At 61.9% G+C, this 20,798-nt stretch carries 14 protein-coding genes; 5 read left to right on the top strand and 9 right to left on the bottom strand.

From position 1 onward, the window contains the following. Window positions 1-22: 22 nt before the first annotated feature. From lon to NMA52_RS11535, 3 genes are all read right to left on the bottom strand, one after another. Window positions 23-2,410 carry an endopeptidase La gene (gene lon, locus NMA52_RS11545; protein WP_254827821.1) on the bottom strand — a complete coding sequence of 796 codons (2,388 nt, stop codon included), beginning with the start codon at window positions 2,408-2,410 and terminating at the stop codon, window positions 23-25. 213 nt (window positions 2,411-2,623) lie between these two features. Further along, window positions 2,624-3,682 (bottom strand): glycosyltransferase, encoded by a 1,059-nt coding sequence (locus tag NMA52_RS11540; protein ID WP_254827820.1) that lies wholly within the window; start codon window positions 3,680-3,682, stop codon window positions 2,624-2,626. Then, a complete protein-coding gene (locus tag NMA52_RS11535) occupies window positions 3,675-4,808 on the bottom strand; it encodes a glycosyltransferase (RefSeq protein WP_254827819.1) in 1,134 nt (377 codons plus the stop codon). The genes NMA52_RS11540 and NMA52_RS11535 overlap by 8 nt, the downstream gene beginning before the upstream one ends. A gap of 181 nt (window positions 4,809-4,989) precedes the next feature. Here NMA52_RS11535 and NMA52_RS11530 point away from each other — a divergent pair, with 181 nt between their 5' ends. After that, a complete protein-coding gene (locus NMA52_RS11530) occupies window positions 4,990-5,730 on the top strand; it encodes an STAS/SEC14 domain-containing protein (RefSeq protein ID WP_254827818.1) in 741 nt (246 codons plus the stop codon). Here NMA52_RS11530 and NMA52_RS11525 read toward each other — a convergent pair whose 3' ends face one another. Continuing rightward, complete coding sequence (locus tag NMA52_RS11525; RefSeq protein WP_254827817.1) at window positions 5,731-7,035, bottom strand: NAD(P)/FAD-dependent oxidoreductase; 1,305 nt, start codon at window positions 7,033-7,035, stop codon at window positions 5,731-5,733. Window positions 7,036-7,151: 116 nt separating this feature from the next. Between NMA52_RS11525 and NMA52_RS11520 the strand changes: the two genes are divergently transcribed. Beyond that, window positions 7,152-8,564: a Gfo/Idh/MocA family protein gene (locus NMA52_RS11520; protein ID WP_254827816.1), complete on the top strand. Its 1,413-nt coding sequence runs from the start codon at window positions 7,152-7,154 to the stop codon at window positions 8,562-8,564. Between the two features lie 61 nt (window positions 8,565-8,625). On the opposite strand, the gene NMA52_RS11515 is transcribed toward NMA52_RS11520, so the two are convergent. Both NMA52_RS11515 and NMA52_RS11510 read right to left on the bottom strand, forming a co-directional pair. Continuing rightward, window positions 8,626-10,602: a putative porin gene (locus tag NMA52_RS11515; protein WP_254827815.1), complete on the bottom strand. Its 1,977-nt coding sequence runs from the start codon at window positions 10,600-10,602 to the stop codon at window positions 8,626-8,628. A gap of 107 nt (window positions 10,603-10,709) precedes the next feature. Further along, window positions 10,710-11,510 (bottom strand): enoyl-ACP reductase, encoded by an 801-nt coding sequence (locus tag NMA52_RS11510; protein ID WP_254827814.1) that lies wholly within the window; start codon window positions 11,508-11,510, stop codon window positions 10,710-10,712. Between the two features lie 106 nt (window positions 11,511-11,616). Here NMA52_RS11510 and NMA52_RS18850 point away from each other — a divergent pair, with 106 nt between their 5' ends. After that, window positions 11,617-11,748 carry a hypothetical protein gene (locus tag NMA52_RS18850; protein ID WP_256534244.1) on the top strand — a complete coding sequence of 44 codons (132 nt, stop codon included), beginning with the start codon at window positions 11,617-11,619 and terminating at the stop codon, window positions 11,746-11,748. Here the strand turns inward: NMA52_RS18850 and NMA52_RS11505 are convergent. The 3 genes from NMA52_RS11505 to NMA52_RS11495 form a co-directional block, all read right to left on the bottom strand. After that, complete coding sequence (locus NMA52_RS11505) at window positions 11,737-12,825, bottom strand: hypothetical protein (RefSeq protein ID WP_254827813.1); 1,089 nt, start codon at window positions 12,823-12,825, stop codon at window positions 11,737-11,739. The two genes, NMA52_RS18850 and NMA52_RS11505, sit on opposite strands and share 12 nt — an antisense overlap. Before the next feature lie 66 nt (window positions 12,826-12,891). After that, window positions 12,892-14,334, bottom strand: a complete 1,443-nt coding sequence (locus tag NMA52_RS11500; protein WP_254827812.1) for a rubredoxin — start codon at window positions 14,332-14,334, stop codon at window positions 12,892-12,894. Further along, on the bottom strand, window positions 14,331-17,864 hold the full coding sequence (locus NMA52_RS11495; protein ID WP_254827811.1) for a nitrate reductase: 3,534 nt from the start codon (window positions 17,862-17,864) through the stop codon (window positions 14,331-14,333). The genes NMA52_RS11500 and NMA52_RS11495 overlap by 4 nt, the downstream gene beginning before the upstream one ends. Window positions 17,865-18,052: 188 nt before the next feature. On the opposite strand from NMA52_RS11495, the gene NMA52_RS11490 reads away from it, so the two are divergent. Then, window positions 18,053-19,390: an alginate export family protein gene (locus NMA52_RS11490; RefSeq protein ID WP_254827810.1), complete on the top strand. Its 1,338-nt coding sequence runs from the start codon at window positions 18,053-18,055 to the stop codon at window positions 19,388-19,390. Then, window positions 19,387-20,769, top strand: coding sequence for a CmpA/NrtA family ABC transporter substrate-binding protein (locus NMA52_RS11485; RefSeq protein WP_254827809.1), 1,383 nt, complete (start codon window positions 19,387-19,389; stop codon window positions 20,767-20,769). Before NMA52_RS11490 ends, NMA52_RS11485 begins: the two co-directional genes overlap by 4 nt. Window positions 20,770-20,798: the final 29 nt, after the last annotated feature.

Genomic DNA, 20,798 nt, shown 5'->3' with positions numbered 1-20,798 from the left:
AACACAGATTAACGCTCGGGCCTCAGGCAAGCGCGAGTTCGAGGACCTCGACCATGTTTTCCACGTAACTCACTTCCATGCCGACGAGGTACCGCTCCTCGATCTCCCGCACGTGACGTTCGTTGGCCCGCGCCAGGATGACCTGCTTCATTCCGGCCCGTCGGGCGGCCAGCAGTTTTTCCTTGATGCCCCCGACCGGCAGGACGCGTCCGCGCAGGGTGATTTCTCCCGACATGGCCAAATACGGCTTTACGGGTCGATCCGTGTATGCGCTCGCCATCGCGGTCAGCATCGTTATGCCCGCGCTGGGTCCGTCCTTCGGCGTGGCACCCTCGGGAACGTGCACGTGCAGATCTTTCGTTTTGAAGGCTTCCTGATCGATGCCGATCCGCTCGGCGTTGGCCCGCAGGTAGGAACGCGCCGTGGTGGCGCTCTCTTTCATCACGGCACCCAGGTTGCCCGTCTGCTGCAAACCGCCCTTGCCGGGGCTCAGACTGGCTTCCACGAACAGAATTTCACCACCCACCTGGGTCCAGGCCAGTCCGATGGCAATGCCCGACTGCCGCCCCACGCGGTAGGGTTCCCGCTCGAAGATCCGGGGACCGAGTACGTCCTCCAGGCTGTCTTTCTTGATCGTGACCCGCTCTTCTCCCTCCATGGCGATCTCCTTGGCGGCGTGACGCATGAGTCCCGCGATCTGGCGGTCCAGGGCCCGTACCCCGCTTTCCCGGGTGTAACCCTCCACGACTTCCCGCAGCGTAGTCAGGGGGATCTTAACCTGTTTGGCGAGTAGGCCGTGGGATTCGCGCTGCTTGGGCAGTAGGTGCCGGCGGGCGATCTCCAGTTTTTCCTCCGTGGAGTATCCACTCAGCCGGATGATCTCCATACGATCCCGTAACGCGGGCTGGACCGTCTGCATACTATTGGCCGTAGCGATGAAGAGGACCTTGCTAAGGTCTACATCCAGATCCAGGTAGTTGTCGTGAAAAGTTCCGTTCTGTTCGGGGTCCAGCACTTCCAGCAGGGCGGAGGAAGGATCTCCACGGTGGCTCTGCCCGATCTTATCGATCTCGTCGAGAATGAACACGGGGTTCGCCGAACCGACCTTACGCAGCGACTGCACGATCCGTCCCGGCATGGCACCGATGTAGGTTTTGCGGTGTCCGCGGATCTCACTCTCGTCGTGCAGACCACCCAGACTGATGCGCACGAACTTGCGACCCAGTGCGTGGGCGATGCTCTTTCCGAGGCTGGTCTTGCCCACGCCGGGAGGGCCCAGCAGAAGCAGAATGGGCGCTTTCATGTCCCCCTTTAACTTCAGGACGGCGAGGTGCCCGAGAATGCGGTCCTTGACCTTCTCCAGGCCGTAGTGGTCGTCGTCGAGCACCCGGGAGACCGTCTTCAGGTCGAAGTTGTCTTCGGTGTACTCCTGCCAGGGCAGGTCGAGCAACATTTCGAGGTAGGAGAGCTGCACGCTGAACTCGGCCACCTGGGGGTTCATCCGCTTGAGGCGCAGCACCTCCCGGTCGAATGTCTTGCTCACTTCATCCGGCCACTGCTTCTTTTCGGCCCGGGCGATCAGTTCGTCGATCTGCTGCTCGTTGGGGTTCTCGCCGAGCTCATCCTGGATGGCCTTGATCTGCTGGTTGAGGAAGTACTGCCGCTGCTGCTGCTCGATGTCTCCACGCGTCTTGTTCTCGATCTGATCGCGCAGTTGCAGAATGTGCAGTTCGCGCTGGAGCTCCTTCAGTACCCGCTCGGCCTTGCTGCCCAGGTCATTGGTTTCGAGCAGCTCCTGGCGGGTCTTCATTTCCCCGTTTAGGTTGCTGGCGATAAAATTCAGCAACTGGCTGGGACGACTGATATTGTCCAGCATTACCCGGGCCTCGGTGGGGATATTGGGACTCAGCTCCACCGCCCGCACCGCCATGTCGCGGATGCTGTCGATCGTGGCCTCGAAGGTCATCGCTTCGGCGGGCTGGGCGTATTCCAGGGGCTCGATCGTCCCCTCCATGAAGGGCGTTTCGGCGGTGATGCCGGTACGGCGAATTCTTTGTCCTCCGCGCAGGACCGCCGTCAGACTGCCGTCGGGCATCCGCAGCATCTTCACGATTCGGGCCAGGGTGCCGACTTCGTACAGGTCGCTCACCTTCGGTTCCTCCACGTCCAGTTCGCGCTGGGCGAAGACGGCCACGAGTCGGTTCCCTTCCATTGCCCGGTTTACGGCGTTGATGGAGCGGTCACGGCCTATGTTTATGGGGGTTACGATCGTCGGAAAGAGTACGGCATTCTTCAGGGCCAGGATGGGAATCGGACTGGGCGTATCCCCGTCGACCAGCTCCTCGTCTCCATCTTCCAGACCAATGAAGGGCAGCATGTCCTGATCGTCGTCAAATCCTCGGTTATCCATCTTAATCGTAATCTTAGGTAGGCTCACTGGCGTAGTTTCGCTTAGCAGTTGCAAACATCGTACCAAGCCAGGGCGGGCGCGCAGGAGCAAAGGTAATCGGAAAGCAGCGGACGCATTGGTAGCCACCCCCGCCACCAATCGGACGCGGGATACTGCTCCCCAGCAAAAGGTAGTTATTTGGACGCAAATCGTCCGGTCTGATCCGGCGTACCGTCAGCGAGCGAATAGATCCGCCAGTTTTGCGGCTAACGATCCTCCCCCACCCAGGCCCTCCCAACCGCTTACGTCCTGTCGGAGCGCCCGGTCCAGGATCCGGCCCCACTCCGCGGGTGCCGTAGCGGACCGGGCAATCTCGGTGAGCCCCAGCCGCTGGAGGGCTTCCATCTTGCATTCCTGCTCGTCGAAGGGCCGTGGCTCGGGCTGACTGACGAAGGGTACCCGGACCGCGCCGATCTCCATCATGGTGTTGGTCCCCCCGCTCCCTACGACCACGTCAGCCGCCCGGAGATAGGGAAAGGTGTCATCTACCAGGCCGACGACGCGTAAGTTTGGCAGTTCGGTGCCGGTCGGGACGACCTTGCCGACCAGCAGGAAGTACCAGTCATGGTTAGCTCGCGCAGCACGTTCCCAGTACGCCGGCTCCCGCGCTCCGCCGCCCAAACCATTGATGACGGTGACCACTTTCCGGTCTTCGTCGAGGTGCAGAAGTCGGCGACACGCTTCCCGCGTTTCCCGTCGCTCGTCAAACCGACTGAAGGTGCCCAGGTAGGTCGTCTTGGCCCGGACCCAGGCGGGGGTGTGCGCGTCTTCCAGCTCGGGGGGGAAGGGGGCCAGCAGCCGGTCCGCCAGTCGAAAGGCCGCCAGGTGGGCCGGATCCTCGCGGTGCCCGTGTAAACGCACGAGGGCTACGCGCACGCCGCACAAGCGTATGAACAGCGCGATTTCCACGGAGAGGTCCACGATGAACCAGGCGGGGCGCTCGCGGGTGATCCAGCCGGCCAGTTTCGCCATCCGCTCCTGGAGGCAGGGAAGATCGAGGGGGGCGTAATGCAGCACCTGATCGACCAGGAGGTCCGCCGCCGGGTCCCGGTCCGGATCGACGTCGGGCGGTAGGGGGTGAACGATGCCCCGGTCCCAGCCGATAAAACGATCCGGGGAAGACGTGAAGGCGTGTACGGGCGTAGTGGTCGGCAGATGATCCGCGAGCAATCGGGTACGGTTGGCGTGCCCTCCCCCGTGGTGGTGGACGTAAAAGGCGATCGGTCTAGGCAACAACGCTCACGCTTGCGGGTCCGACCAGGGGGCCGGCGGTGACCGTGGTGACCTTCTTTCCCTGGGGCACCAGCTTGCGGTAAATTCTTTCGTAGTCAGAGATCATGCGGTCGATCGGGAAGTGGCGCTCGGCACGGCGGCGGCAATTCTGGCGACGCAGGCGGGCGGCTACGGGCATGGCGGCGGCCATCGCGGCAACATCGCGTTTCGCTACGATAATCCCGCAGCTATCGTCGATGATTTCGGCGGCCGCTCCGCTGTCGAAGGACACGATGGGCGTTCCGCAGGCAAGCATTTCGGGAAGTACGAGGCCGAAGGGTTCGTCCCAGGTGGAGGTGAATAAGCCTACGGCGGCGCGACCCGCTTCGGCGCAGATGGCCGCGTGGTCGAGGTGACCGATGTACTGGATGTCGTCGTCGAGGAGGGGCTCGACTTCCCGACGGAAGTATTCCTGGTCGTAGATCGACCCCGCCAGGCGCAGTTTGAAGCCCGCCCGTTTGGCGGCCCGGATGGCGTACTCGGGCCCTTTTTCCGGGCAGAAGCGACCGAACCAGAAGGCGGTATTGGGCTCCGCCCGGTCGGTAGGCGACCAGCGGTCGACCTGTATGCCGTTATGGACGACGCGGCAGTGGGTGATACTATCCTCCCACTGTCGGGCGATGCTCTCGCTGACGGCAACGAACTGGTTTCCCAGGTAGGGACGGGCCAGGAGCACTCCGCTGCGGAAGGAGGCGAAGGGCGGGCAGTGCAGGGTGGTGACCATCGGGCAGCCGAGGGTGTGTGCGAGGGAAAGGGGGAGAAAGTGCAGGCTGTTGTTGTGCACGATATCAAAATCACCCCGCTGGATGGTCGTGATCATTTCCATGTATGCATGGAACTTGTTCACGAAGTCGCGGCCGAAGCCGGGCTCCTCCTCGAAGAGATCGATGCCCTCCATCCGATCGATGGCATTGAGGGTGGGCTCGATCACCCGGAATGCCGGATCGGATTCCCGACGGGCGAACAGGGTCACTTCGTGACCCCGGCGCATCAGCTCCTGGGTGAGGCAGTGGGTATGCATCTCAAGTCCCCCGTGGAAGGGCTCTGAAATGGGAAACTTGAGGTGGGCAATGATGGCTATTCTCATCGGATGCTGACTGTATATCGGAAGATTCTGCTCATTGCAACTAAGATTTTTACCGGGAGGTTCCGAGAATTATCGGAATTGGGGGGAATTCGCCGTCGGACCGGGCGGGGCATTGGTCGAATTTGCGCGCTGGCCGGTAATCATTTGCCGGGGGCGGGGAGTTTAGCTAAGAAAACTCCCTATGATTTCGGTCTTTCCCCTTTCCCAGGACAATATGCTCGGTTTTACCCTCGACGGAGAAGTCGACGAAGAAGGTATGCGCCGCCTGCTCATGGCCGTGGAGGCGAAGGTGGTCACCCACGGACGCCTGCGGCTGCTCGGCAACATCAAGAACGTCGGCGGTTTCGCTAGCTACCAGTCTTTCTGGGACACCATTAAGGCCAAAAAGGATCTACTGCATAAGATCGAGAAGTACGCCATTCTGACCGACCACGGCTGGCTGACCACGCTCTCCGGCGGTATTGACTGGTTCACGCCCCGTATGGAGGTGAAGACCTTCCGCCTCGATGAGGGAGAAGTAGCGCACCAGTGGCTGAAGACGGATACGGAACCCCTGGTATCGGAGGGAGTCAAAACGGTGGATCTAGGTGACGACCGCCTCCTCGGCCTGGCGATCGTGGGGAAACTCAACATCGCCGACTACGACCGGATCAACACGCTGGTGGAAGAAAAAGTACGACACCACGGCAAGGCCCGCATCCTGCTGGAAATCGTGAGTACCGAGGGCATCAATGCCCGGACGCTGTGGGAAGATCTCAAGACCAGCCTCAAACTGTACAAGGACCTGGAGCGGGTAGCCATCGTCGGCGACCAGTCGTGGCTCAAGACCAGCGTGAAACTCAGCGATCTGCTCACGCCCGGACTGGATCTGGCCGCCTTTTCCACCATCGACCGCAAGCGGGCTATTTCCTGGCTCGACTGATCAGGACCGCGCCTTGGCCGGCCGGATGATCAGACGCAGGCTCTGGTTGTAGTTGATGTAGTTGTACACCCAGTTGAGGAAGACGAATATCTTGTTGCGGGTACCCAGGATGGCGAAGAGGTGGACGACCAACCAGACCAGCCAGGCCAGTACGCCACCGAAGTGAAACTCGGGTTTCGGGATATCGACCACCGCCCGCCCGCGTCCGATCGTGGCCATGCTGCCCTTATCGTGGTAGTGAAAGGGCTCCCAGGCTTCTCCCCTGAGGTGACGGTAGCGTAGGTTCTTGGCCAGGTGCTCGCCCATCTGAATGGCCACCTGAGCTACTTGCGGATGCCCCTGGGGAAAATCCGGTTCCTCCATGTAGGCCACGTCGCCGATGGCGTACACGCAGTCCGTCCCCTTTACGCGGCTGTGGCGGTCGACGGCCAGCCGGTTGCCGTAAGTGATGGCCTCCTCGGGCAGGCCCGCTATGGGTTGTCCGCGGATCCCGGCCGCCCAGATCACCTTCTGAGTGGCGATCGTCCGCTCGTCGTCAAGGGTCACGGTGCGCCCGTCGAAGCCGGTGACCCGGCTGTTGAGAAGGACCTTGACCCCCAGATTTTCCAGGTAGCGAAGTGCCTTTTCACTGCTGTGCTCGCTCATTCCCTTCAGCAGGGCATCTCCGGACTGTATGAGGTAGATGTCGAATTCCTCCTGCACGTGCAATTCGGGATAATCCTTAGGGAGCACGTGGGTCTTCATCTCGGCCAGGGAACCGGCCAGCTCCACCCCCGTGGCGCCGCCGCCGACGATAACGATGTCGACCAGTTCCTGCCGGTCGGCGTAACCGGGGGTGGTGAGGGCATCCTCGTAGTCGTCGAGGATGGAATTGCGGAGATACAGGGCTTCGGAGACGGACTTCATGGGCAGTGTCCGGCGTTCGAGCTCCTCATTGCCGTAGTAGTTGGTGTCGGCTCCCGTGGCCACGATCAGGTGGTCGTAGTTGCAGTGCCCGAGGGGCGTCTGGAGTTGTTTGGCCCGAACGTCTACGTGGGTGACCTCCGCCATACGGATGTACAGGTCCTTACGGCCCTGGAACAACTTGCGGAAGGGAAATACGATGCTGCTCGGTTCCAGTCCCGACATCGCGACCTGGTAGAAGAGGGGCTGGAACTGGTGGTAGTTGTTCTTGTCGATGAGGACGACCTGGAAGTTAGCCCGGTTGAGCTTACGCGCCAGCTGCAATCCGCCAAATCCACCGCCGACGATGACGACGCGCTCCAGCTCACTTTCGGGAATGTTGATCTTGGTAGTGGGATCCATGCCTGCTCTAATCGGCTAGCTACGAATAAGGTTCGCGAACGGACACTTCGCGGGAGGGGTGGCCCGGGTTAATGGCGCGGTTGCTTATCTTGACCGCACAATCACCAACCTCGATTATGCCTAAACAATCTATCTCTACCCGTCGGAGATTTCTACGTACCGCCGCCACCGCCGCGGCCGCCTTCACCATCGTCCCGCGCCACGTGCTGGGGGGCAAGGGGTATAAAGCACCCAGTGACACGCTCAACATCGCCGCCATCGGTGCCGGCGGTAAGGCCACCGGCACCCTCCGTGCCCTGATGAGTGAAAACGTGATGGCGCTCTGTGACGTCGACGACTCCCGGGCCGCCGAAACCCGCGAACGCTTTCCGAAAGCAAGCTACGACCGCGACTTCCGCGTCATGCTCGATAAGTACGGAAAGGACATTGATGCCGTGGTCGTAACCACCCCGGATCACATGCACGCGACCGCAGGTCTGGCCGCGATGAGCCTGGACAAGCACCTCTACATCGAAAAACCCCTGGCCCGCACCATCGCCGAAGTACGCATGCTGACCGAAATGGCCAAGTCTAAACCCCAGCTCGTCACCCAGATGGGCAACCAGGGCGCCAGCGGCGAAGGCATTCGCAAAACCCAGGAACTTTACGAATCCGGTGCCATTGGCGACGTGCATACTATCTATGCCTGGACGAACCGCCCGATCTGGCCCCAGGGAGGTAAGGTGCCTACGACCACCGATCCCATTCCGCCCGACTTCGACTGGAACCTGTGGCTTGGCATCGCCGAAATGCGCCCCCACAACAAGGCCTACCACCCCTTCAGCTGGAGAGGCTACTGGGACTTCGGTACCGGCGCACTGGGCGATATGGGCTGTCACATCATCGATACGCCCTTCTACATTCTCGAACTCGGCTATCCAGAAAGCGCGGAAGCCAGCGTAGTCCAGGTGTACAGCCAGGACTGGGTTGCCGACTACAACCCCGGCACCGCGCCCCCGGCCTCCAAGATCCACGTGAAATTCCCGGCCCGCGGAGAGAAGCCCCCCGTCGAACTGATCTGGACCGACGGTGGCATCCTGCCCGGTCGCCCCGAAGAACTCGGCGTCGACGAGCCGATGGGCGACGGCGGCAGCGGCATCATTATGGTCGGCGACAAGGGTAAACTCATGGCCAATACCTACGGTCAGAACCCCCGCCTGCTCCCCACCTCCCGCATGGAGGAGAGCAATGTACCGGAAACCCTCCCCCGGGTCGAGACGTCCCACGAAATGGACTGGGTCAACGGCATCAAGGAAGGCTACCAGCCCAGCAGCCACCTGGGCAAGGCCGGGCCGCTTACCGAAACCATCCTCATGGGTAATCTCGCCGTTCGCGGGTACGATTACCGCTTCCCGAAAGCCGACGGCAAGGAAGACGAGTACGAAGTTCGGGGCCGCACGAAGCTGCTCTGGGACGGCAAAAACATGAAGGTCACCAACGTGGACGAAATGAATGAGTTCGTCGCGCCGACCAGCATGCGCGAGTTCTAGAACACCACGCTCATACGAGTATCAGGGGCACGGAGGAAACCACCTTCGTGCCCTTTTTAATTTAGTCGAGCAGCCGCCAACTCGCGCCTAGGCGGAGGGCGGCGTCCGGATAGGGATGCTCCGCGGTGAGGTAGAAAAGGCGATCCGACAGCAACGTCTGCGCCTGAACGAACTTCACGAAGAAGCGAAAGCGGGTGACCCGCAGGCTGAAGAAGGGATCCACCTGCCAGGAGAAGTCGGTGGCCTGCTCGTCCTGCAACTGAAATTGCTGGATGACGGGGTTGTAGTAGTAGGGACTGAACCCACTCACGTAGCGGAGATCGACTCCGAGATTAACGTTTAGCACCCCGAACCACTTGCCGGCGTAGTAAATACTGTGCTCACCCAGCAGACGGGGAAGTCTAAAGACGGTCTGATCCGCTTCCTGCAGCAGAATGCGGTTATCGATCCGGTAATCGCCGAAGCTGAAGTCACGCTCCGCCGTGAGCTGCAGGATGCTGACCGGACTGCTTTCCTGCACGGGCATCCCCTCCGCGTCGAAGTAGATGTAGTTCGTCAGCAGGCTATACCCTACCCCCGCCCGAATGCCGATGAAGGGCAGCGTGTAGGCACCCTCGAGTCGCAACTCCAGGGTCTTGGCGAAGTCGCGGTCGTACCATTCGCTACCGTTGAGCAGGTAGGTCCGCTGTACCAGATCGGGGGAGTACAGCTGATTTACGGCGGCCAGTTCGAGCTTACCGCCTACCCCGAGATCGAGTGCCCCCTCGGCGGCCAGCCGGTAATCACCGATCTGGCCGACGATGTTGAGCTGTCCGTCCACCAGGAGTTGCAGCCGGTCGCTCGGCCGGAGCCCGACACGGGCCTGCGCCATCACCACGTTGGCGGTACTGTCGCCCGTTTCGCGGGAGACCCGGTGCAACTGGTGGAGCAGGCCGACCTCCAGCAGATCTCGCTGGACGGTTTCCCGCCCGCCCGAGCGCGACCGCCGGTAGGTGGAGATTCCAAGTTCGTTACTGATGACGTCGTGGGTGAGGCGACTGCGGAGTCCCCGGTCGTCCAGGTCCAGGGCGGGGAAGCGATTATAGAAGCTGCTGTCCTGTTCGGATCGCAGACTGCTCATCCGGTAGGCCGCTCCCCGGATCCGTAACTGATGCTTCACCGTGAAGGCCCGCCGCTCCCGGCCCGACAGCGTATCCGTGCTCGCCCCGAACTGCAGGTACTGGGTTGCCGTTGCCTCGCGGTAGGCGTGGCGGAGATACGTTTCCTCCAGGAACGGAATTTGGTTGTCCAGGCTGTTGATCTCCCCTCCGGTATCGGACCGCGTATCGGCGATTCCTCCGTTTTGCTGGTTCTCGAAGGTGTTGGCCACGTAACTGAAGTAGCCGCTGTAGCGACTGCCCGGTGGCCTGACCGCCAGTCCGGTAGCGACCGAGGTATTGCGGATTGCCGTGGAGGGATACTGGTCCTGGGTACCCAGCTGATAGATGCGGTCGTAGTCGAGCAACAAATTGACGCCGTCGGCGAAATTCCGGCTGAAGCGGGCCGTCAGGCGACCGTCGTTCTGCTCGCTGCCCCGCAGGTACCGCAGGTAGGTGAAGGGGCGCTCCAGGCGGTAGAAGTCCAGTTGCTGCCCGTCCGTCCGGTACAGATCAAACTGCCGGAACCCTACTTCCAGTCCCCTGCGGTGTACCGGCGTGTACCGGAGTCCGTAGGCGGCGGAACCGAGGATGCCGAGCGTGCCGTAGTCAAAATCGGCCGCGCGGTCGGGTTCGTAGCGCTGAAAGCCGTTGAGGAGGCTGTCGCGGAAGGTCTCTTCCCGATTCGGATTATCCACCCGGTAGATGAAGATGCCGAAGGTATCGGGGAGCGTTTCCCGCTGATCCTGGGGCCCGCCCCGGCGACTGGACGCCTCGTCGTATTCCGGGTCGCCGAGGTCCGGTCGCCCGGTGTCGCTGGGATCGAGGATCTGAGCGTGGACCCCGTGGCCGAAGGCGAACAGCAGTAACGGCACGCAGAGCAGCGAGCGAATCCGATGCATCCAGCTTATCCGCCAAAGTTGTTGTACAGCCATGTCCATTGCTCGCGCCTCGGGGGGTTCCGTTTGTTCAGGGAGTACTCCCCGTAACCCTTTCGTTGTCTACCGCGCTATCCGATCAGTTTCGGATTCATGCCCATATTCGAAAAGCCGCCGTCGTGGTAGAGGTTCTGCATGGTCACGTAGCGGGTATGGTCGCTAAACAGCGAAGCGCAGTACTCTCCGCAGGCTCGGGCGGGGGCGTTGCCGAGGGGCGACATCTTGTCCGCGTAGCCGAAGAACTCATCGAAGCCCTTGACACCCTTGCCGGCGGTGGTCATGGTAGGGGACTGGCTGATGGTATTGACCCTGACTTTATTCTTTTCGGCGAAGTGGTAGCCGAAGCTCCGGGCGAAGCTTTCGAGCAGGGCCTTGGATTCGGCCATTTCGCTGTAGTCGGGGAAGGTGCGCTGGGCCGCGATGTAGCTCAGCCCGAGGATGCTGCCCCACTCAGCCATGTGATCGCCCTGGTAAAGCACCTGGCACATCTTATGAAAGCTGATGGCACTGATGTCGAAGGTTTTCAGCATCCAGTCGTGCTTCAGGTCGGTGTACTCCTTCCCCTTGCGTACGTTGAGCGACATACCGATCGCGTGCAGGACGAAGTCGAGTTTGCCTCCCAGCACCTCTTCGGACCGCTGGAACAACTTTTCCAGATCCTCGATGCTGGTAGCGTCGGCGGGGATGATCTCGGCGTTCAGTTTTTCCCCCAGTTCGTTGAGGCTGCCGAAGCGCAGGGCCACGGGAGCGTTCGTGAGGGTGAATTTGGCGCCCATTTCGGCGCAGACTTCGGCGACCTGCCAGGCGATGCTCTGGTCGTCAAGGGCTCCGAAAATGACGCCGCGTTTTCCGGCAAGTAGTTGGGTGCTCATGGAGATTACGTTTGCTGTGGCGGGCAAAGGTAGTCGATTGACGACGCTTTTCGGTTTGCGGGGTGGGTACTAACTTGAGCGGGAGTCGACCACTAAAGATCATGCGATGGCCAAAGTCAGAAAAAAGCGTAAACGCAATGCCGAATCCGCCCGGCAGACCAAACGGTTCTTCATCATCACCGCGGCCATCGTAGGCGCGATCCTGCTGCTGATGTACATCGTATTTTCAAGCGTTTGACCCGGCGGCGTGTAACCGTTCCCGGATAAGCCGCACGATGGGCTGTACCGACTCGGATTCCAGCAGGCGGTTATGCACGACTACCGGCGTAGTGAAACGGGGCACCCCTTCCCGACTCTGCAGCTGTACCCGCATATCGTAGAGGTTGGCCGTCCGGACCACGTCGTAGCGGTAGCACTGCTTCTCGTTGTCGTACGTAAGCACGAAATAAAAATCCAGGGGAAGGGGCCGCCCGACGACCAGGAGAAGGGGGGCGTCGAGCATGAGATTGTCGCCGTCACGGGTGGGACGGAAGCGCCCCGTAAAGGAGGGATATTCCCGGAACTCCGCCCGGATACTGGCGGTGCCGAGAATACGCAGCGCCTCGTTGAGCTTGTTGCGATTGACGGTCAACGGGTCGGCGGGGCGCTCCTCCGCGGCCGTGGGATGAAGCAGCCACTTACCCGCGGAAATATCCCGGTATTCCATCTGTCCCAGCGTAAGCTTGTAGTCAAAGGCCGCGAAGGAGGGGGAATAGTAGCCGGGATAATAGTAGTCGTAGTTCCACCGCTGGGCGAGCTCGACCTCCAGAAGCATAGTATAGATTCCCAAACTGTCGGCGGCGTAGGCCGGATCGTAAATACCCGCCTTGGTGTAAATGACGCGCTGACCGACGTCGATGTAGCTAAAGGCGACCAGGCGCTCGCCGTCGTAGACCCGCACGACCTGCGTATTCAGTACCCGTTGACCCTCATCGGTGATGACGTTGTACTCCAGATCCGCGCGCGTTTTCTCGGGATGGTGCGCCATGTACAGCCTGTTCACCCGGAGCAATTCGCCGTCGGGAAACTTGGCGCGCTCGTAGACCGTGCGGAAGCGCCTCTGGTTGCGGCGCATCAGTTTCCGGTGGCGTTTCTTGAAGGTGAACCCGTTGAGCGGCAGCCGGATCTGCAGACAGCCGTGGAGTTCGTCGTCGTCCGTACGCAGGTAGTCGGAAGTATAGATCGACTGACCGGTGGGTCGCCACCCGCGATCTAAGTACCCGTCCAGTTCGCCGGGCGCTATCTGCTTAGTGGGATGAATGATGTGCGTAGCCAAGGGGCGGGGGGGTTACTAAACTACTGGGGCTTACTGAAGAACCGTGGTGGGTGTCCTAATTGTTTGTTAATGTACCTCTAATGTAAGTTGTATCGTCAAAAAGACGTCTTTCTGCGCTCCGCAGGTCCAGCAACGGTAGTCCGGTGGGAGTTCCGAAAAGGGGGTGCCGGGAAGAATATCGGCGTCGGGTTCCCCCAGTTCGGGGTCGTATACGCTCTGGCAGTGCCCACACTGATGCACGCTCCTACTCGGCGGCGGAGCTTCGTTGCGGGGCTTGCTTTCGATAACCTGTTCGAGTCGTTCGTTGAGTTGTTCGAAGTAGAGCTGACTGATTTCGACCATCAGTTCCGCCAGTTCGGACCGGTCTACGCGGCGGGCGTATTCGGCATATTCGCGGGTGTTGGGGTCGAAGTGGCGCGCACACTTCAGGGTGTAAAGCGGCCGTACCGCGAAGCCGTCTACGTAACCCGCGCTGGGCATTTCCCGTTCGATCACGATGCTGGTGAAGGGCACGTCCCGGCCGCGGCTGATGCCGAAGGTGAGCCCGTAGGTGCTGATGTCGCGCCGGTCGAATTCCCGCACCAGGTAACGCTTCAGCTCCAGGGCATCCCCGTCGGCCACGGGCAGGTGCCAGTTGAGTTCCAGACTGCTGTGACGCGCGTTGATCCCGAAGCGTCCCAGCAGTTTTTCCCAGCTGAGGCGTTCGCTCTCGGGGATGCCGCTGACAATGAAGCTCTTCCAGGGCGTGATGTTCAGTTTACCGATCCGGTGCTCAAGACACAATTCGCAGGCGGCGGCCATGAAGTCGAGACCATACCAGTTGTTGCGCCAGTACAGGCCGAGCCAGTAGTGGTCGCCGTCGAGGCGGTTCATTCCCTCGTAGTAGGGGAAGGGACGGAAGGTGATGGCCAGGTCACGCTGCAAATCGCGCAGGTTAAGGTTCTCGTTAGCGTGAATCAGGGTCATGACTTCCTCCAGGTCCTCGGCGGTACCCGCCGCGGAAATACTCCCCGCGATCCGGCCCAGATCCCAGCTGTGCACGAGGGCGGGCAGGGTGCGCATTTCCGGCCAGCCGGGCAGTTTGAGGTAGAGGTACCAGAAGTCCTCCTCGTCGGAGGCGACGAAATTGAGGTGGCCGGTGAAGAGGGGTACCAGCCGCTGCCGGGGATCGGTCAGGTTGATCTCCAGGGGAGTGGGAAAGGAAAATTGCTCGAGGATGTAGAGGTAGGTGGAACTCGTCAGCCAGGAGGTGGAGGGGAAAATATCGGCCGCCACGTAACTGCTCATGATGTTGGCGTGGTGACCCTCGGCCGGTGATTCCACCCGCAAGCGGGGGTAGCGACCCACGATCTCCGCCTGGTCGGGGCGTACGGGAAAGAGTATGTCCTGCCGGGAGCCGAAGTGGAAGCCGTCCAGCCCGAGTTCCCGGGCCAGTTCGATCACGGTGAGCAGCTCGCTCGGGGCCAGGATGCCCCCCCGGACGGATACGCGGTGCAGATCGGTGGTCATGGCGTCTGTAGTTGGTGGTCGAGAATGTTCCTTACTTCCGGCTTGCAGCTGCCACAGCCGAGACCGGCACCGCTGCGGGCGACCAGCTCGTTGAAGTCCCGGCACCCGCCCGCGATCGCATCCGCCAGGTTCCCCTCACCGACGTTGTTGCAACTGCAAACCACCCGCCCCCGCAGGGGTTCGCGCGCGCTTCCGGAGCGGAGAAGTTCCTCCCGCCGTTCACCCAGTTCCAGCCGGTCTTCAATGAGCGCCCGGTATTCGGCGAATTCATTTTTGTCGCCGATCAGGACGGCCCCCACCAGACGATCGCGGTGAACCACGCACTTTTTGTAGTAGCGGCGGCTCAGGTCACGGAAGATCACCTCCTCGTAGTCCGGATCGTCGGGCGGCGGGCTCACCTCCCCCAGACTGCACAGGTCCAGATCCCGGAACTTGAGGATATTCATCGGAACCGACCCGGCGTAGGCGGCCGTCAGGTCGCCGGCCAGGTAGGCCGCCAGGACCTGGGCCTGTTGCTCGGCCGCCGCCGTGATCCCGAAGCGCTTTCCGCGCCACTCCGCTACCTCTCCGATAGCGTGCACGTAGGGATCGCTCGTCGTCAGCCGGTCGTCGACCTGAATGCCCCCGCCGCACTTCAGTCCGGCGGTCCTGCCGACTTCCAGATTGGGCCGCGTGCCGATCGCGTACACCACCGCGTTGCACACCAGGGAAATACCGCTTTTGAACGTCACCCGCATGGCACCCGCGCCCGCGCCCGACTCCGCCGGCAGCGGAAAAATGGTGTCTACTTCGTTGCGGAAATAGGTCTGGATGCCCCGCTCCCCCACATCCTCCGCGAGAATCTGACTGGCCGTCGCGTCGAGTTGCCGCTCCATGAGGCGGTTACTGCGCTGCACCAGGGTGATGCGCACGCCGATCTCCTGCAGGGCGGCCGCCAGTTCGAGCCCGAGCAGTCCCCCACCGACGATCAGTACGTGGGCCTCCCGCGCCTGTTGCCCGAGCCGCAGGTAGTCGCTCAGTCCGTCGGCATCCTCCCGCCGACGCATCGTAAAGACTCCCGGCAGGTAGAGGGGCACGTCGCGGGGAACAAAGGGTCGGCTACCCGTAGCTATGATCAGGCGATCGTAAGTGTGGGCTTCGCCGGTGGCGGTGTAGACGGTACGGTTTGCCCGGTCGATACGCTCCACCGAGGTTTCCGGGTGCAGGGCGAAATCGAGCCGTAATCGCTCCTGCTCGCGCAGTTTCTCGAGTTGCTCCCAGCTCAGGTGATCGGTGACGTACTCCGGCAGCAGGATGCGGTTGTAGAACGCGTGCGTCTCCCGGGAAAAGACCGTGATCCGGTCGCGGGTGTTGAGCTCGCGGTAGTGGGATACGAAGCGGAAGGCGGCGGCCCCCGCACCAATGACGAGGAGGTGTTCCGTCGGTTTTACGTAGGCCCGCACGCCCACGTGACAGAACTTGAAGTTGGGCTGTTTGCTGTAGGGGTCGACGGCGTCGTCGGTGAGGTTATTGGCGCGCGTGAGGTCGGATCCCAGGGTTTTCCCCCAGTGCATGGGCAGGAACACCACGCCCCGCCGCAGGTCGCGGCTGTAGCGGATTTTGACCCGGACCTCGCCGCGCGCGGAGTGCACCACCGCCAGCTGGTCGTTCTCCAGCTTCTCGCCGGCGGCATCGAGGGGGTGAATGTCCAGGTAAGGCAGAGCGACGTGCCGGCGCAGGCGGGCCACCTTGCCCGTCCGGGTCATGGTATGCCACTGGTCGCGGATGCGGCCGGTAGTCAGGATGAGCGGCCGGTCGGCGGGCGCGGCGGGCGGCCGGTCCGCGTGAGAAACGGTGGACATGAAGCGGGCCCGGCCCGTAGGCGTGTAGAAGCGGTGATCGGTAAACAGGCGGGGCGTCCCCGGGTGATCGGGAGAGGGAACCGGCCACTGAAAAGTCCCTTCCCGGCGGAGCCGGTCGTGGCTCAGGCCGCTGACGTCGATGCGGGTGCCGGCGGTGAGGCGGGCGTACTCGTCGTAGACTTCGCTCACGTCGCGGTAATCGAAGCCGGCGAAGCCCATTCGCCGGGCGAAGTCGATGATGATGTCCGCGTCCGGTCGGGCTTCGCCGGGGGGCGGCACCAGGGGCTGGAGCAGACTTACGCGACGATCGGAGTTGGTCATGGTACCGGTCTTCTCCAGCCACCCGGCGGCGGGGAGCAGCAAATCGGCGTAGGCGGTCGTATCGCTGCGGTGACTGATGTCCTGGACGACCACGAACCTGGCTTTGCGCAGGGCTCCGTCGGCGTGGAGGGCGTTGGGGAGGCTGACCGAGGGGTTCGTGCATACGATCCACACCGCTTTCACCTTCCCGGCGTGCAGGGCACTGACGAGTTCGGTGGCCGTGTATCCCGGCCGGGCGGGCAGACTGGGCACCCCCCAGAAGCGGGCGACCTCCTCCCGGTGATCCGGGTTCGACAGGACGCGGTGAGCGGCGAGCAGACTGGCCATACCCCCCACTTCCCGGCCACCCATGGCATTGGGTTGGCCGGTCAGGGAGAAGGGGCCGGCACCGGGCTTACCTATCTGGCCGGTGAGGAGGTGCAGATTGATGAGGGCCCCGTTTTTTTCCACTCCTACCCTGCTCTGGTTCAGGCCCATGGCCCACATCGACAGAAAGGCGCGGGCGTCGCCGATGTAGTCGGCGGCGAGCTTAATGTCTTCCAGGCTCACGCCACAGGTTTTCGCGGCGGAGCGCAGGTGCAGCGATTTCAGGATGCGCACGTAATTCTCCCCCGCTTCGGTGTGCTGCCGGATGAACTCCATGTCCATACGGTCCGTGTCGTACAGCCGGCGCGCAATGGCGTGGTACAGCAGTACGTCCGTACCGGGCACGATCTGCAGGTGCAGATCGGCCAGGGCGCAGGTATCGGTGCGCCGGGGGTCCACTACGATGATTTTCAGGTGGGGGTGGGCGGCTTTACGGGCTTCCACCCGCCGCCAGAGTATCGGGTGGCACCAGGCGGGGTTGGCCCCCGCGACCAGTAAGCAATCGGCGTGGTCGATATCCGCGTAACTGACGGGCACGGCATCCTCACCGAGCATTTTGGTGTAGGCCACTACGGCCGAGCTCATACAGAGCCGGGAATTGGTGTCGATATTGTTCGTGCCGAAGTACCCCTTGGTGAGCTTATTGATCAAATAGTACTCCTCGGTGAGGCACTGGCCGGATACGTAGAAGGCGACACTGTCCGGACCGTGCTCCGCGATGACGGAACGGAAGACCGCCGCCGCCCGGTCCATGGCCCGCTCCCAACTCACCCGCTGGAGAGGATGGGCGCGGTGGTAGCGAAGTTGGGGGTAAAGCAGTCGGTCGGACTGGTCCTGCACTACGTAGTTAAGGGTGCGGCCCTTGGAACAGAGCTGCCCGAGGTTGGCCGGGTGGTCCGGATCCCCCTCCACGCTGAGTCGGCCACGGACGTCCTGCCGGGCGATGATCCCACAGCCCACGCCGCAGTAGGAGCAGGTGGTCTTTACTTCGGTGGCGGTCATAGAGGAGGATTAAAATACGTAGGAATAAACGCATCTGACGGTCCCAAAGATACACTTTACCAGTATGGATAAAAATTATACTTAGTTTTTTACGTATTTAATTACGTATTTTAAGTTTTAAGTACGTAGATTTGTAACATCGGACCCACGGGAAGGTCCTACGCCTGATCACTCGTACGTTTCCTCCCATGCGACTCATTGCCTCCGCTCTTCTGCTTTCACTCCTTAGTTCTCCCCTCTCCGGCCAGTTTAAGTTAAGTGCCGAGGTGCGGCCGCGCACGGAGTTCCGCAACGGATTTAAAACGCCGCGTTCCGCCGGCAGCGACCCGGCCTTCTTTACCGAGCAGCGCAGTCGGGTCTACGTGGATTACGCCGAGGAGAAATACACCTTCCGACTCGCCCTGCAGGACGTGCGCCTCTGGGGCGAGGTGCCGCAAATTTTTAAGAACGAGAACGGCAACACCTTCCTTAGTGAAGCCTGGGGACAGTACGCGGTCAACCCCCGCTTCTCCGTCAGGGCCGGCCGTCAGATCATCAGTTACGACAACGAACGCATCCTCGGCGGGCTCGAGTGGGCCCAGCAGGGACGCCGCCACGACGCCCTGTTACTGCAGTTCGAAAACAAGAAAAAGATCGATCGCCTGCACGTCGGATTGGCCTACAACTCCGACGACGACGTTCCCGAACCGGCGTACCTTCAGGCACCCGCCGCCAATTATTACTCCGTGAGCGGCAACTACAAGAGCCTTCAGTACGCCTGGTACAATCACGCCTTTACCGAAGACAAGGGGTCGGTATCCCTGCTGGCGCTCAACGCCACGCTGCAGAATGCGGACTCCACGGTTTCCCACAAGCAGACGCTGGGCACCTACGTCAGCTACCGTGCCGGCAAGCTTACGTTCATTGGCGATCTTTACGCCCAGACCGGCCGCCAGAACGGGCGGCCCGTCGGGGCTCTGCTGGCGGGACTGAGCGCCACCTACCCGACGAAGGTCACGCCCATCACCCTGGGGGCCGAATTCATCTCCGGACAGGATGCTACGACCGAGAGCAACCGGATCACGGCCTTTCAGCCCGATTACGGTACCAACCACGCCTTCAACGGACTGATGGACTACTTCTACGTAGGGCCGGCCAACGGCACCGTGGGCGTCACGGACCTCTACCTGAAAACGAAGTGGAAACTGGGCGGGGCCGCGCTCCTGGCCCACGGTCACCAGTTCTTCACCGGCTCCGCGCAGGTGGATGCCGACGGTGAGCGGTTGCCGTCGGCCATGGGTACGGAAGTGGACCTGGTGTACGTCCGCCCCCTCGCCGCCGGCGTCACCCTCCATGTCGGGTATTCCCACCTGCTGGGCACCGAAAACGCTGACCCGCCTCCGCCCCGGCAACCTGCGGTCCAACAACTGGGCCTGGACCATGATCACCTTCCGCCCCACCCTCTTCGAGAGCGAAGACAAGCAGAAGAAATAACCACCGGTCATCATCTCCCCCATACCGACCTACCGAAAACTCGACAACCATGAAGCATTTATTGATCCTGTTGTTGCCCCTGGCCTTCCTCCTGCACGCCTGCGGCTCCAGTAATGCCGGCACTCCGGCCGAAACCGCCGGCTCCCGCGACCCCGCCAAACTGGCGGCCATCGAGAAACCCCAACTCACTTTCGGCTTCATCAAGCTCACCGACATGGCTCCCCTGGCCATCGCGAAGGAACTGGGCTACTTCCGCGACGAGGGCCTGTTCGTCACCGTCGAGGCCCAGTCCAACTGGAAAAATATCCTGGACCGGGTGATCGACGGACAGCTCGACGGCGCCCATATGCTCGCCGGGCAGCCCGTAGCCGCCGGAGCCGGCTTCGGTCGTCAGGCGCAACTCATTACGCCCCTCTCCCTGGATCTCAACGGCAACGGGATCACGGTCAGCAACGAAGTGTGGGACCGGATGAAAGCCCACGTCCCCCAGGACGAGAACGGCCAGCCCATCCACCCGATCTCCGCCGCCGCGCTCGCGCCCGTGGTGGAAGAATACCGCAACGGCGGAAAACCCTTCAAAATGGGCATGGTCTTTCCGGTGTCGACGCACAACTACGAACTCCGCTACTGGCTGGCCGCCGCCGGCCTGCACCCGGGCTTCTACACCGCCGACAACATTCAAGGCCAGGTGGACGCCGACGTGCTCCTCTCCGTGACGCCGCCGCCTCAAATGCCGGCCACCCTCGAGGCGGGTACCATCTACGGCTATTGCGTGGGCGAACCCTGGAACCAACAGGCGGTCTTTAAGGGCATCGGCGTTCCCGTAGTCACCAACAACGACATCTGGAAGAATAACCCGGAGAAGGTCTTCGCGCTGCGGGCCGACTTTGCCGCCAAGTACCCGAACACCACCCGCGCCATCACCAAGGCGCTCATCCGGGCCTGCCGCTGGCTGGACGATCCGGCCCACCGCGCCGAGGCCATCGGCATTCTTTCCCGTCCGGATTACGTCGGGGCCGACTCCATCGTCTTGGCCAGCTCCATGACCGGCACCTTCGAGTACGAAAAGGGTGACAAGCGGGAGCAGCCCGACTTCAACGTCTTCTACAAATACCACGCGACCTATCCCTTCTACTCCGACGGCATCTGGTTCCTCACCCAGATGCGCCGCTGGGGCCAGATCCCGGAAGCCAAGCCCGCCGACTGGTACCACGAGACCATCCGGGAGATCTACCGCCCGGAAATATGGCGGGCGGCCGCGGAAGAACTCGTAGCCGAGGGGCTCCTTCCCGCCACCGAGTTGCCGGACACCGACGGTTACAAGCCCGTCACCGCCGATTTCATCGACGGCATCTCCTACGACGGCAGAGACCCCATCGGTTACCTCCAACGCTTCAGCATCGGTCACAAGGATCCGCTGGAGAGCGAGTAACATTCCTTCACCCCCCCTCATCCCCTCTC

The organism is Lewinella sp. JB7 (assembly GCF_024297185.1).
In the GTDB taxonomy this organism is placed as follows: Bacteria; Bacteroidota; Bacteroidia; order Chitinophagales; family Saprospiraceae; genus Neolewinella.
The sequence above is the reverse complement of the archived record's forward strand: the minus strand, read 5'-3'. Positions and strand labels throughout refer to the sequence as shown.